At 26.9% G+C, this 13,249-nt stretch carries 14 protein-coding genes and 1 other RNA gene; 9 read left to right on the top strand and 6 right to left on the bottom strand.

Features of this window, described 5'->3' with window-relative positions:
* Nucleotide 1: 1 nt before the first annotated feature.
* Nucleotides 2-2,794 carry a YhdP family protein gene (locus LXN10_RS00285; protein ID WP_375723969.1) on the top strand — a complete coding sequence of 931 codons (2,793 nt, stop codon included), beginning with the start codon at nt 2-4 and terminating at the stop codon, nt 2,792-2,794.
* A 4-nt stretch (nt 2,795-2,798) separates the two neighbouring features.
* Here LXN10_RS00285 and LXN10_RS00280 read toward each other — a convergent pair whose 3' ends face one another.
* Nucleotides 2,799-4,007 (bottom strand): ABC transporter permease, encoded by a 1,209-nt coding sequence (locus tag LXN10_RS00280; protein ID WP_375723968.1) that lies wholly within the window; start codon nt 4,005-4,007, stop codon nt 2,799-2,801.
* A gap of 1 nt (nt 4,008) precedes the next feature.
* Nucleotides 4,009-6,621 (bottom strand): preprotein translocase subunit SecA, encoded by a 2,613-nt coding sequence (gene secA / locus LXN10_RS00275; protein WP_375723967.1) that lies wholly within the window; start codon nt 6,619-6,621, stop codon nt 4,009-4,011.
* A gap of 57 nt (nt 6,622-6,678) precedes the next feature.
* Between secA and lolA the strand changes: the two genes are divergently transcribed.
* Together lolA and rnpB are read left to right on the top strand one after the other, a co-directional pair.
* Nucleotides 6,679-7,206, top strand: coding sequence for a LolA-like outer membrane lipoprotein chaperone (lolA, locus tag LXN10_RS00270; RefSeq protein ID WP_375723966.1), 528 nt, complete (start codon nt 6,679-6,681; stop codon nt 7,204-7,206).
* Between the two features lie 28 nt (nt 7,207-7,234).
* Nucleotides 7,235-7,557, top strand: an RNA gene (gene rnpB / locus LXN10_RS00265) — RNase P RNA component class A.
* Here rnpB and LXN10_RS00260 read toward each other — a convergent pair.
* Both LXN10_RS00260 and LXN10_RS00255 read right to left on the bottom strand, forming a co-directional pair.
* A complete protein-coding gene (locus LXN10_RS00260; protein WP_375723965.1) occupies nt 7,553-7,843 on the bottom strand; it encodes a hypothetical protein in 291 nt (96 codons plus the stop codon). The two genes, rnpB and LXN10_RS00260, sit on opposite strands and share 5 nt — an antisense overlap.
* Nucleotides 7,844-7,880: 37 nt before the next feature.
* Nucleotides 7,881-8,654, bottom strand: a complete 774-nt coding sequence (locus tag LXN10_RS00255) for a hypothetical protein (RefSeq protein WP_375723964.1) — start codon at nt 8,652-8,654, stop codon at nt 7,881-7,883.
* 196 nt (nt 8,655-8,850) lie between these two features.
* On the opposite strand from LXN10_RS00255, the gene LXN10_RS00250 reads away from it, so the two are divergent.
* From LXN10_RS00250 to LXN10_RS00225, 6 genes are all read left to right on the top strand, one after another.
* Entirely contained in the window at nt 8,851-9,078 is a 228-nt protein-coding gene (locus tag LXN10_RS00250; RefSeq protein WP_375723963.1) for a DUF1104 domain-containing protein, read from the top strand.
* 2 nt (nt 9,079-9,080) lie between these two features.
* The gene (locus tag LXN10_RS00245; RefSeq protein WP_375723962.1) at nt 9,081-9,752 is read left to right on the top strand and encodes a response regulator transcription factor; all 672 of its coding nucleotides are present in this window, start codon (nt 9,081-9,083) and stop codon (nt 9,750-9,752) included.
* Between the two features lie 100 nt (nt 9,753-9,852).
* Complete coding sequence (locus LXN10_RS00240; RefSeq protein WP_375723961.1) at nt 9,853-10,899, top strand: sensor histidine kinase; 1,047 nt, start codon at nt 9,853-9,855, stop codon at nt 10,897-10,899.
* Nucleotides 10,893-11,225: a hypothetical protein gene (locus LXN10_RS00235; protein ID WP_375723960.1), complete on the top strand. Its 333-nt coding sequence runs from the start codon at nt 10,893-10,895 to the stop codon at nt 11,223-11,225. Before LXN10_RS00240 ends, LXN10_RS00235 begins: the two co-directional genes overlap by 7 nt.
* A gap of 72 nt (nt 11,226-11,297) precedes the next feature.
* Nucleotides 11,298-11,603, top strand: a complete 306-nt coding sequence (locus tag LXN10_RS00230; protein WP_375723959.1) for a c-type cytochrome — start codon at nt 11,298-11,300, stop codon at nt 11,601-11,603.
* A gap of 41 nt (nt 11,604-11,644) precedes the next feature.
* Nucleotides 11,645-12,202 (top strand): glycine zipper 2TM domain-containing protein, encoded by a 558-nt coding sequence (locus tag LXN10_RS00225; protein WP_375723958.1) that lies wholly within the window; start codon nt 11,645-11,647, stop codon nt 12,200-12,202.
* A gap of 62 nt (nt 12,203-12,264) precedes the next feature.
* Here the strand turns inward: LXN10_RS00225 and LXN10_RS00220 are convergent, their stop codons facing one another.
* Nucleotides 12,265-12,540, bottom strand: a complete 276-nt coding sequence (locus tag LXN10_RS00220) for an HU family DNA-binding protein (RefSeq protein ID WP_375723957.1) — start codon at nt 12,538-12,540, stop codon at nt 12,265-12,267.
* A gap of 121 nt (nt 12,541-12,661) precedes the next feature.
* Nucleotides 12,662-13,243 carry a class II aldolase and adducin N-terminal domain-containing protein gene (locus tag LXN10_RS00215; RefSeq protein ID WP_375723956.1) on the bottom strand — a complete coding sequence of 194 codons (582 nt, stop codon included), beginning with the start codon at nt 13,241-13,243 and terminating at the stop codon, nt 12,662-12,664.
* Between the last annotated feature and the right edge of the window lie 6 nt (nt 13,244-13,249).

Raw genomic sequence — 13,249 nt, 5'->3', positions numbered from 1 at the left:
TTTGGATTCATTCTCTTTTGGTAATTTTTCAGTTTCGAAATTCTATATAAAAATTGATAAAAAGCTCATTGTACGAATAGATGAAATAGACATAAAAGACAAAAAAACAAAAGTTCATAGCTCACTTGAAGATATAAAATCAATGATAAGTAAAGCTCCTATGATTTTGGATTTCTTTCAAAGTATTGATATAGAAACTATGAAAATAGCAGATAACACCTTTAAAATAAGATTAGATGATGATTATATTTATGTGGATAATAAGTTTGTAAATATAGCTTCTCAATATTCTAAAGAAGGTGATGTATTAAAATTAAATATTTATTCTATTTATTTAAAAGATATTGATTTATTACTTTTGGGAAAGATAAAATTAGATTTTCATAATAATATTTTAGTTTTTTTAGGAAATTATGATTATGAAAACTTAGTAAATGGTCAATTAAATATTCAGACAAATAAAGATGAACTTGACTTTTTTATAAATTCTGGGGAAATGAAAGATATAAAATTTTTAAAAAAATATGTAAATTTAGACAAAATAGCTGAATCGTGGATGTATGACAATGTAAATGGAAAAATTTATTTGGATTATTTGTATGGAAAAGTTAATTTAAAAACTCTTACTCCTATTTTAAAAAGTATCAAAGGATATGCAAGAGTTACAGATGCAAAAGTAAAATTCCATGGTGATTTAGATGCTGTAGAAACACCACTTATAAACTTGCAATATGAAAATGATGGTTTACTTATTAATTTAGAAAAACCAACTTTCAAAGGTATAAACATTGATGGTAGTTTTGTAAATATACAAGATATGACAAGTTTGAAATATGGGCATGTTGATGTAACATTAAAAGCTACTCATATGCTTGATGATAATGTCTTAGGCATTTTAAAAGCTTATAAGATAAATCTTCCTATTAAACAACTATCAGGTACAACTGATGCTAATGTGCACTTATACATACCTTATGATGCTCCTATGAAGACTTTTGGTGTATTTAAAAGTAAAGATTCAACTTTTAAGATAAATGATTTTGAGTTTTATTCAAAACAAGGAAGTGTTGATTTAATAAATAGTGATGTAATTATAAAAGATACCGATTTTGTACATAAAGACATGATAGATGCAAAAGTAAATTTAAAAATTAATACTAAAACTATGGATTCAAAAGGTGATGCTTTATTAAATAAACTTTTGATAAAAAGTGATAATCAAGAAATTGTAAATATAGAAAATAAAAAAATTGATTTTGGTATAGATTTTAAAGAAAATACAAAATTTACTATCGATGATTTGAAAACTCAAATTTTATTTCAAAAAGATGGCACAGAGATTAATATCAAAGATATAGAAAAAATCTATCCCTATTCAAAACTTTTAGAAGATTTAGATATTAAAAAAGGTGATATAGATATAAAACTAGATGAAAAAAGTAATATTAACTTCTTAGCAAATCTATATGAACTTAATCTACCACTAAAAAAAGATGGTAAAAAAATAGATAGTTTAAAATTATTTGGATTGATTGATGATAAAAAAACTACAATAAACACATATTCAAATGACCTTAAAATCGATATTATTAAAGATAAAATCAATTTAATTATAAATTCTTATGATATTGATTTAACTGATGATAAAACTAAAAATAGTGTAGGGCAAGACTTAAGTATTAGATTAATAAATTCCAACATATTATTAAAAGATAATAGCTTTTATTCTATAGATTCGAATATAGATTTAATCAACGATAATGTCTTCTTTGATGGGGCTTTTGGGAAACTTGATATCCCAATTACTGATGGTAAAAAGAAAATAGATACTTTAGATATAAAAGGGTATTCTAAAAAAGATTTGGTAAAAGTTATTTCAAAAGATAAAAATATTGATTTAACTTTAAAAAATGATGATGATTTATATTTAAAATTAAAAAACTTTGATTTGATGTATGATACCGAAACTACAAGTGTAGATAAGTACAAAAAGGTAAAAATTGAGGGGAAAAATTCAAATATTATTGTTAATGATAAGTATAAAGTTTTATCAGACAAATATAATATAACGGCAGATGAAAAAAAAGTGATATTTGATTTAAATTATCTAAATGGAAAAATAAGATATACAAAAGATATTAATAAAAATATTAGTTTGGATGCAAAAAATATTAATGATAATTTTGTAAATACTTTCTTTGATAAAGAGCTTATAAAAGGTGGAACATTTTCTTTAACTGCTGATGGGAAAGATAAGTTTATGAGTGGAAAAATGCTTTTTAATAAAAATAGAATATTAAATTTAAATATCTTAAATAATATAATTACTTTAGTGAATACAAGTCCCGCACTTATTAATCCTTTATTAGCTATTCCTGCAGTTTTTGGAATGGTTACAAATGGTGGATTTAATCTAAATGGATATGCGGTAAATGAAGGATATGTAGATTTTACTTATGATTTTGATAACAGAATTTTAAACTTACTTAAGATACACACAATTGGTAATTCTGTTGATTTTGATGGTTATGCAACGATTAATTTAAAAGATTCAACTATAAATTCAAGTGTTGATTTAATCTTCATGAAAGATTATAGTAAGATTGTTAATTTTATACCAGGATTAAGTTATATCTTTTTAGGGGATGACAAAAGAGTTTCTACAAAAGTTGATATTACAGGTAATTTAAATGATCCTAAAATAAATACAAATTTAGCTAAAGATTCTATTTCAGCACCAATTGATGTTCTAAAAAGAATAATTACTTCACCAGCAAAGCTATTTGAGAAGTAAAAGTTTATTCGTTTCTTAGAACATCAATAACATCGATTTTAGTAGCTTTTGATGCGGGATAATAAGAAGATAATAATATAATTATTACTGAACCAATCATAATTGATATGAAATCAATCATATCTAAATCCAAGGGAAGTTTACTTGTTCCATAAACATCAGCTGGAAGAGAAATTATATTGAAATTATCTAGTATAAAGATTCCAAAAAATCCTAAAAATGTACCAATTATAATACCAGAAAAACCAATTACAATACCAAGTTTTAAAAATATTTTCTTTATTTCTTTATTTGTTGCACCCATTGATAAAAGTAGTGCTATTTCTTTTCTTCTACTCATAACTGTCATAAGTAATGATGAAATAATATTAAGTGAAGCTACTAATATAATCAACATCAAAACAACAAAAAGTGCCTTTTTTTCTAATGCCATTGCAGAGAAGAAGTTTCCATTTTGTTGCCACCAACCAATTACTCCCACACCTGGATAATTTTGAAGTTCTTTTTCTAATAATTTTATGTCATTAAAGGCATCATTTGAATATATATGAATACCATCATAATAATTATCACTCTTTCTTAGTATTGTTCTTAAAGCAGCAGCTGTTGTGTACATATATGAATTATCATATGCATTTAATCCTGAACTAAAAGAGCCTTTGTAGTTAAATCTTTTCATTTTTGGCATCATTGTAAAACCATTTGGATTTAAAGAGGTAAAATACATAGTTACTTTACTATCATCATATAAATAAAGTTTATCTGCGGTTCCAATCCCTGTTATTAAATCATATTTATTTAAAACTAGATTTTTAGTAGCTTTTGCATAAATAGAGTTTATTTTAGCTTCTCTTTTGGGATCAACACCAAAAATCAGACCACCTGATATCTTTTCATCATGTTGCACTATTGCTTGAGAAGTAATATAAGGAGAAAAACTTAAATTTGGGAATTTTTTTTCAAGAGTTTCAAGTAAGTTATCATTTATTCCATTTCCAAACTTAGCATATACAGATAATGGATAATTCATAGTAAAAAGTTTATCTTTAAACTCTTTTTCTGTTCCATTCATGATAGCCATTGTTATGATAAGTACCATAACTCCTACAGCTACACCAACAAATGCTAAAATTGCACTTATTGATATAAAAGGGTTTTTCTTGTCAAATTTTAAGTATTTTTTGACAATAAAGTTAATAAGTTGATTATTCAAATTATTTACCTGCTATCAATCCTCTTTTAGGACCACTTACTCCACAACATTGTTTATATTTTTTTCCACTTCCACAAGGGCAAGGGTCATTTCTAGCTATTTTCTTTTCTGCTCTTGGAGCATCTTCAAAGTTAGTTGAAATATTTTCAGAAGCTTCTATCATTTTTGCTCTCATAGCTTCAATTGCTTCTTTTTCTTTCTCTTCTTCTTGAGAATCTCTTAGTTGAACTGTGAATAATATTTTAATAATTTCATTTTTAATATTTGCAATAAGCTCTAAGAACATATTATAAGATTCTTTTTTATACTCAACTAATGGATCTTTTTGGTTATAACCTCGTAGACCTATACCAGTTTTTAAGTTATCCATTGAATATAAATGTTCTCTCCAAGCATTATCAAGAATTTGTAAGTAAAGAATTCTCTCTATTTCAGTTTTTTGTTCAGGAGCTGCCATACTCATTTTTTCTTCATATACTTCTTTTATAATTGTAAGTAGTTTTTCTTGTAAATCATCAAAAGATTCTGATTTAATATTCTCTAATGTAAGTTCTAAGTTCAATTCTTCTTTTACTTTATTAATAATAAAGTCATAATCAAAATCTTCTGCTGCCATACCATTTATAATGTTAGCATGCATAAGTAAGTTTGTTATATATTCAGCTCTATTTTCATCAAGTTTTTCAGTAATTTTAAAATTAGGGTCTAATAAATCATTTCTAAAGCTGTAGATTACTTTTCTTTGTTTATTTGCAACATCATCATATTCTAAAAGGTGTTTTCTACTCTCAAAGTGCATTGTTTCCACTTTTTTCTGTGCATTTTCAACTGCACGAGTAACCATTTTAGATTCGATATGCTCACCTTCTTCAATACCTAATCTTTCCATAATTCCTTTGATTTTATCACTTCCAAAGATTCTTAGAAGATTATCTTCTAGAGATAAATAAAATTGAGAAACACCAACATCACCTTGCCGACCAGCTCTTCCTCTTAACTGATTATCAATTCTTCTACTTTCATGTCTTTCTGTTCCAATAATTGCTAATCCACCAAGGTCTAGGATTTCTTGAGTTAATTTAATATCAACTCCCCGTCCTGCCATATTTGTAGCAATTGTTACTGCACCTTTTTGTCCAGCATCAGCAATAATTTTTCCCTCTTTTTCGTGTTGTTTTGCATTTAAAACTGTATGAGGTATTTTTTTCTGTTTTAATATTTCATGTAATTTTTCTGATTTTTCAATAGAAGCAGTACCCACAAGTACAGGTTGACCTTTTTTATGTAGTTCTGCAATTTTATTACAAACTGCATCAAATTTTTCCCTTTCACTTTTGTAAATAAGGTCATTCCTATCATCTCGAACAACTGGTACATTTGTAGGAATAGATACAACATCAAGGTTATAAATTTCAGCAAATTCTGTTGCTTCTGTTTGAGCAGTTCCTGTCATACCAGCTAGTTTGTCATACATTCTAAAGTAATTTTGAAATGTAATATCTGCTAGTGTTTGTGATTCATCTTGAATAGAAACATTCTCTTTTGCTTCAAGTGCTTGGTGTAAACCTTCAGAGAATCTTCTTCCTTCACTTAATCTTCCCGTAAATTCATCTACTATAATTACTTCATTATCTTTTACAACATAATCAACATCTATTTCAAATACATAGTTAGCTTTAAGTGCTTGGTCTAAAGTATGAGATAGGGTTGCATTTTCAAGTAAATAAAGGTTTTCAACTCCGAATAATTCTTCTGCTTTCTTTTGACCTTGTTCTGTTAAAAGAACAGATTTACTTTTTTCATCAACAATAAAATCACCAGTTGTAATAGCGTGCTCATCAGCTCTTTTTGGCTCAATTTTTTCGCCTTTTTCAAGTTTTAAAGCGATTTGATTAGCTTTTGCATAATCTGAACCTTTTCTATTAGAAGGTCCTGAGATAATAAGTGGAGTTCTTGCTTCATCAATTAAGATTGAATCTACTTCATCTACGATTACAAAGTGATGTTGTCTTTGAACACACTCATTTAAATCATAGTTCATATTATCTCTTAAATAATCAAATCCAAACTCATTGTTTGTTCCATAAGTGATATCACAAGCATATTGAGCTTTTCTCTCTTCTTCATCTCTAATATCACCTAATATTGTACCAACAGTAAATCCAAGGAAATTATATAGAGGCGATAGTTCATCTGCATCTCTAGAAGCCAAATAGTCATTTACTGTAACTACATGAACCCCTTTGCCTGTCATAGCATTTAATATAACGGGTAATGAAGCAACTAAAGTTTTACCTTCACCTGTTTTCATCTCTGCTATTCTTCCGTCATTTAAAACCATACCACCTATTAATTGAACATCATAATGTCTCATATTTAGGACTCTTTTACTAGCTTCCCTAATTATTGCAAATACATCATTTAAAATATCATCTAATTTTACTGATTCATTTTGAACATCATTTTTTAAAGTTTCAAATGTAGCTTTTAGCTCATCATCACTCATCTGCTCATACTTTGGTTCAAGTAGAGTTATAGTTTCAGCTCTTTTCTTATATCTTTTTACTTCTTTATCATTTCTCGTACCAAAAATTTTTGAAAAAATATTTAACATAAAATATAGTCCTTTTCCGTTATAATCCGATGATTATATAAAAAAGAAGGTTAAATTATGTTTTATAAAGTGATTTTTGTTGTAATGTTTGTATTATCTGTATTTTTGGAAGCATCTCCTTTGAATAATATTAAATCATTTGATGCAGATTTTGAACAAAAAATTATAAATCCATCGAAAAAAGAGATTTTGTATAGTGGACACTTATATTTAAAAGATCCTTATTATATTTTATGGCAATATAAAGAACCTATCATCAAAAGTGTATATATTGTAAATGATTTCGCAGTTATTGATGAACCAGAACTAGAACAAGCAATCTTAACTAAACTTAAAAATGAAATTGATATCTTTAATCTCATCAAAAATGCAAAAGAAATATCGAAGAATAAGTATGTGGCTATTATTTATGATGTAAAATATAATCTTTTTACAAAAGATAATAAGATAAATAAAATTGAGTATAAAGATGCCCTTGAAAATAGTGTTACTATCACTTTTTCTAATGTAAAACAAAATACACAAATAGATGATGATTTATTTAAATTTTTACCTCCTGAGAATTATGACATAATAAGAAAGTAATTATTTTTTAGATAAAATTCCAATCTTAAAGGTACAACAGACAATAGCTTGAAGTAATTCAAGAGGAAAGTCCGGGCTGCAGTGAAGTAGGGTTCCATCTAAAGGATGGCTAGGGAAACCTAAGGGATAGTGCAACAGAAAGTAAACCGCCATTTATGGTAAGGGTGAAAGGGTAAGGTAAGAGCTTACCAGTGTTTTGAGTAATCTTAACAGCTATGTAAACCCAACCCGCAGCAAGAAGAGACGGTATTTAACTTCACAGTTTTTCTCTTCGCGGGATTGTTTAAGTAATTTAACAACTAGATAAATTATTGTCTAATACAAAACGCGGCTTATAGTTGTACCTTTATTGTCTCATCTCTTCGCAAATATCAACTTTCATACCTTCGTGATAACTACAGTTTTTACCACATTTATAAGTTCCAGTTGATTCTAGACCCTTTTCTTTTAAAACACCCAATGAAACATCTCTACAAGTTGCAAAAGTAGGGAATTTTGTAGGTGATATCATACTTCTTTTTGTGTTTGTTTTATCAGGGTAGATATAAGAAGTCCATTCTTCTTTTGTTTCTCCACCAAAAAAACAGCCGGTAAATATGCTCAGTGTAAGGCATATAAGTAAAACATTTTTTATCATTTTTTCTCTTTCTTATTTTGATTTGATTCTAATATAATCAATCTAAAATTTTCTTTAGTGTAGATTTCATGACATCAAAGTCTTTTAGGAACTCTTTTAGTCGTAAGTTTTCAAGGTACATGTTTATTGCTTTGAAAAGTTGCTCTGAAACTTTTCCTAGAGAGGCTGCTTTATTTATAGTATCTGGTTTATATCCTATTTCTTTTGCTAAGGCTTTATATGTGATATTCAAGTCTTTACAGACATGTTTTACTATATTTGGATTTAATTGGGTATATAATCGAGTAGAAGAGATATCAAATAACCTACAAACTTCTAAAATCAATTCTTTTTTAGTAATTAAGTTCACTCTATGATCAAAGTTTGGTGAACTTGGATTAAACATATCTAGTTTTTCTTGTTTTAGTGATATAAACAATTCTTCACCATCACAACCCATTATTTCATCAAAGGTTTTTGCTAGTGCTTCTTCTTTTCTATTTTGAAACTCTTCAATAAACATTAGTGAGTTTACTTTTGTAGTTTTATTTTTAGAATCTTTTAATTCTTCAAAAGTAATATCAAAAACATCATGTTCAAAATCAGGATGAATTGAAATTTTTGGCATAGCTCCATCATTAAATACCAAGTGTAAATTTGTAGATGAATCTCTATTGTTTGAAAACACACTATATAAATCAGCAGTTGTCATCATATAGTTAGAAAGGAACTCATCTACTATCTCTTCTATGTCATGAATTATTTTATATTCGCACTCTAAATCTCTAACATAATATGGAACTTTTTGAAAAAGTTTTCCTACTTGAATCATCTCTACGCCTTTTTTGAAACTTTAATTAAATGTTGTATTATATACAATAAATACTTTGATTATTATATATTAAATAATGATAAATATCTAATATATATCAATTTAATCTTAAATTAAGAAAGCTAAAAATGATTGTTTTACAATTTTTCCACAAAATTTATGGTATGATAAATTAAAAATTTAAAGAGAAAAAAACATGAAAAAAATCTTATCAATATTTGTACTTCTATTTTTGTTAACACCACTTTTTGCTGTTGATTATTCTGAAATGTCTACTCAAGAATTGATAGAAATTATAGGTTTTGTTAAAAAAGAAAATAAAGCAAAATTTGAAAAAGAGTTAAAATCTAGAGTTTCAACTATGAGTTCAAAAGAGAAAAATCAATACAAAATAAATATGCAAAAATCAAAAGCTAAAAGATAAATATGAAAAGAAAAATTTTACTTTTAGAAGATGATATTACATTAAATGAAACTGTTGTTGAGTATTTAGAAGATAATGATTTTGAAGTAGTCTCAATATATGATGGTGAAGAAGCTTATACAAAAATTTATGAAGAAAAGTTTGATTTACTAATATTTGATGTAAATGTTCCTACTCTAAGTGGGTTTGAACTTCTTGAAAATCTAAGAATTGATAATATAAATACTCCTGCTATATTTATAACTTCATTAAACTCAATGGAATCATTTGAAAAGGGTTTTAATTTGGGCTGTGATGATTATATAAGAAAACCTTTTGAGCTAAAAGAGTTATTAATAAGAGTAGAATCAATACTAAAAAGAGGGTATTTTCATAGCGTTGATACAAAAGTAAATATAATAGCTGATATATTTTTTGATACAAGTTCCAATTTACTTTTTAAAAACAATGAAGAAATAAAAATAAACAACAAAGAAACAAAACTTTTAAAACTATTTTTACAAAATCAAGATCAAATCTTATCACATGATCAAATTTATGAGTATGTTTGGGATTATGGGGAAGAAAGTAGTGATTTTTCACTAAGAACATATATAAAAAACTTGAGAAAAATATTTGGGAAAGAGAGAATCATAAGTGTTAAAAAGCTTGGATATAGATTTACCACAGAGTGAAAAAAAGACTCTTTGGGGCTTTTTGACACTATATAGTGTACTTTGCATTGTGATTTTATTGTTTATATCATTTTTGTATTATAACTTCAAAAAGGACTTGATGCTTCAAAATAAAAGATTGGTTTTGCAAGAGTATTCAAATGATTTAATCTCAAGATTAAAAGACTTACACATAAATTTTGATAAATACAAATTTTATCCAAGGGATGAAAGATTTAATTCTGCTATTTATGATAGTGACAGAAATCTTATCTTTTCAACGCTTGCCTCTCCTAAAGTAAAACTTGATGAGATAACTTATACTACAAATAACTATATTCACTATATAAAAGAGCCAGAATCGTACTATTTAGGAGCTAAATATGTACTTCTTGAGATACCAGAAGATAAAGCTTGGATAAATGATGTTATAAATAAAATTACTATTTTTTTGATTTGTGGTTTTTCTATTATGTTTATTTGTGGATACTTTCTATTAAAACTATTTTTAAGACCTATGCGAGATTCTCTTCATCTTTTGGATAGGTTTATAAAAGATACAACACATGAGTTAAATACGCCTATAAGCGCTATTATCACAAATATAGAGATGATAGATATTGCAAGTCTAGAAGATGTGAAATTACAAAAGAAACTAAAAAGAATAGATACTGGAGCCAAAACTGTCTCAAATATTTATCAAGATTTAACATATTTGGCACTAAAAAACAAAATTATTTCAAAAAATGAAGATTTGGATTTATCAAAAATAGTTTTAAATCGAATTGATTATTTTAAAACTTTAGCTGATGTTAAAAAAATATCTTTTATAAAAAATATAAATTCTGGTGTAAAAATTTTTTGTGATGAAAAAAAAATAGGAAAAGTAATAGACAATCTTTTATCAAATGCAATAAAATATAATAAAATTAGTGGAACAATAGAAGTAATTCTTGAAAATAATAAACTAATTATAAAAGATAGTGGAAAAGGTATTTCAAAAGATAAAATACCTTCTATGTTTGAAAGATATGCAAGATTTGATAAAAGTGTTGGTGGCTTTGGAATAGGGCTAAATATCGTATATATGATAACAAAAGAGTATAATATAAATACAGAAATAAAATCAGAACTTGACATTGGAACTCAAATGGAGCTTACATGGTAAAAAGAGTACTTATACTAGCTGTTTTTCTTAACTCATTTTTATTTGCAAGTGTGTATGAAAAAAATTGTGTAGCCTGTCATAATAGACTTCCTGTATCTATTGATAAATATTTTTATAGATATTTACTTAAATATAGCTCTAAAAGATCTGTAAATGAGGCTATGAGCAAATATCTTAAGAGTCCAAGTAAAGATACAACAATTATGCCTGATGCCTTTATCAGTAGATTTGGCATAAAGAAAAAGAGTACATTAAGTGATGATGAACTTAAAAAAGCTTTAGATGAGTATTGGGATATTTATAAAGCATTTGGCAAATTAAAATAACTCTTTAAAATTCACAATCACTCCACTTTTATATTTTATACTTCTTTTATCAAAACAATAAAAGGAGTTAAAATGAGAACTTTAACAAAAATCTTAGTAGTAAGTTCAATTTTAAGTTTAACATCACTTATGGCAAATGAGGGTGAAACTATTTTTAAAGCTTGTGCTTCTTGCCATGGAGCAAAGGCAGAAAAAGCAGCCTTAGGTAAGTCACAAATTATAAAAGGCTGGGATAAACAAAAAATAGTTGATGCTTTAAAAGGTTATAAAGCAGGAACTTATGGTGGAGCAATGAAAGGCGTTATGAAAGGCCAAGTTGCTAGACTTGATGATGAAAAAATACAAGCAGTTGCTAGTTATATTTCAGCATTAAAATAATAATAGATTTTTATAATTTATTATTTACAAAGGAGTAAGTTATGAAAAAACAAAGTATATGTTTAATTTTAGGATTAACAATTCTTTCTTCATCTCTTTTTGCACAGGGTGACAGATTTACTCAACGGGTAAAAGTTAATTATTCAAAGCCTGTTTATGAAAATGTCCAAGAGGTAATTCCTAATCGTGATTCTCGTTGTTATGAAGAGTATGAGGTTCGAACACCTATAAATAGGACTTCTTCTTATAGAAATGAAAATACCATAGGAGTAGATACTATTATTGGTGCTACAACAGGTGTAATTATAGGTAATCAAATAGGAAGAGGGAATGGAAAGGTTGCTGCAAAAATTGTAGGTGGACTTTTAGGTGCAACTCTTGCAAATGGAATAAGAAATAGCGATTATTCACATAATAATAGAAATAATACAGAGTATTACTATGAAACAAAAAGAAGAAATATTTGTAATAATAGAGTGATTAATAAAAGTGTTTTAAAAGGTTATGAGAATTATTTTACTTATAATGGAAAATCATACTCAAAGTTTTCCCCATATCGAGAAAACTATATAAATATCGAAACTAATATAAATTTTTAAATAAAAAAAAGGTAGGTTAAAAATAACCTACCTTTTAATCTGTAATTCAATAATTTAAAAAATTATTTAGCAACAGCCTCTTTTAAAGCTTTACCAACTTTAAATTTAGCTACAGTAGTAGCTTTAACATCAACAGTTCTATCTGTACCAGGCACTTTTGCAGTTCTAGCAGCTCTAGCAGCTGTAGAGAATGTTCCGAATCCGATGAAACTTACAGTTTCTTTTTTTACTAAAGTCTCAGTAATAGTTTCTAATACAGAATCAACTGCACATTTTGCGTCTTTTTTAGATAATCCAGCTTTTGCTGCTACTGCGTCGATAAATTCAGCTTTGTTCATTGAAGAACTCCTTGTTTAAGATTTAAAGTTACCAAAACTTTATACTATTTAAACTTTAAAATAGCTAAAAGTATTGCTCATTTTCCCCTAAATAGAGGTTTATTTGCAAAAAAATGACTTTTCAAGCTCTAAAACTAGATTTTATGCTCAATAATCTACAACTATTTTCTAGAATTGCAACTTTTTTTACTAGCTCATTGATGTCTCTATCATATACATAAGCACCAATTCCTTTTATAACCATGACATGATTATTTGTCTCTTTTAGATATTTTGTTATTTCTAAAGCATTTCTATCATACCAAGTTGAAAAATCTCCTGGGTCAAATATTTTTATTTTTTCAAAAGATGTTTTTCCAAAAAAATCATCTAATATAATTTCATCATGCTCAAAAGTATATGCAGTTGTATAAATAGGAACCCCAAAGGCAATATATTTAGCTTCATGTATATTGTTGTATATAGTTGCATGTATATGAGCTTCTATACTTGCTAGTTTCCATCTATAATCTTGACTGGTCATGCTTAATTCACAAAATGATTTTTCGTTCATTTCATCAAAAATTGCATCTGATGTGTTTATCATAAATGTACTATGATCTAATTTTGTAGAAATAGAACCGTGATATATTCCAAAAAAGTTTTTTCTAAAAAGTGTCAACGATAGTTTACTTAGTTGGTCTACATGATTTTGATCGATCATTTTAAA

It is taken from the genome of Arcobacter iocasae, assembly GCF_042214795.1.
Lineage (GTDB): Bacteria > Campylobacterota > Campylobacteria > Campylobacterales > Arcobacteraceae > Arcobacter > Arcobacter iocasae.
Note: the sequence above shows the minus strand (reverse complement) of the source record. Positions and strands in the feature narration are given on the sequence as shown.

Excerpts from the sequence above, each read along its gene's own strand:
- LXN10_RS00245 (WP_375723962.1), top strand. The coding sequence starts at position 9,081 with ATGAAAAGAAAAATTTTACTTTTAGAAGATGATATTACATTAAATGAA.
- LXN10_RS00225 (WP_375723958.1), top strand. The coding sequence starts at position 11,645 with ATGAAAAAACAAAGTATATGTTTAATTTTAGGATTAACAATTCTTTCT.
- LXN10_RS00250 (WP_375723963.1), top strand. The coding sequence starts at position 8,851 with ATGAAAAAAATCTTATCAATATTTGTACTTCTATTTTTGTTAACACCA.
- secA (WP_375723967.1), bottom strand. The coding sequence starts at position 6,621 with ATGTTAAATATTTTTTCAAAAATTTTTGGTACGAGAAATGATAAAGAA.
- LXN10_RS00220 (WP_375723957.1), bottom strand. The coding sequence starts at position 12,540 with ATGAACAAAGCTGAATTTATCGACGCAGTAGCAGCAAAAGCTGGATTA.
- LXN10_RS00215 (WP_375723956.1), bottom strand. The coding sequence starts at position 13,243 with ATGATCGATCAAAATCATGTAGACCAACTAAGTAAACTATCGTTGACA.
- LXN10_RS00260 (WP_375723965.1), bottom strand. The coding sequence starts at position 7,843 with ATGATAAAAAATGTTTTACTTATATGCCTTACACTGAGCATATTTACC.
- LXN10_RS00255 (WP_375723964.1), bottom strand. The coding sequence starts at position 8,654 with ATGATTCAAGTAGGAAAACTTTTTCAAAAAGTTCCATATTATGTTAGA.
- LXN10_RS00240 (WP_375723961.1), top strand. The coding sequence starts at position 9,853 with ATGCTTCAAAATAAAAGATTGGTTTTGCAAGAGTATTCAAATGATTTA.
- LXN10_RS00235 (WP_375723960.1), top strand. The coding sequence starts at position 10,893 with ATGGTAAAAAGAGTACTTATACTAGCTGTTTTTCTTAACTCATTTTTA.
- LXN10_RS00230 (WP_375723959.1), top strand. The coding sequence starts at position 11,298 with ATGAGAACTTTAACAAAAATCTTAGTAGTAAGTTCAATTTTAAGTTTA.
- lolA (WP_375723966.1), top strand. The coding sequence starts at position 6,679 with ATGTTTTATAAAGTGATTTTTGTTGTAATGTTTGTATTATCTGTATTT.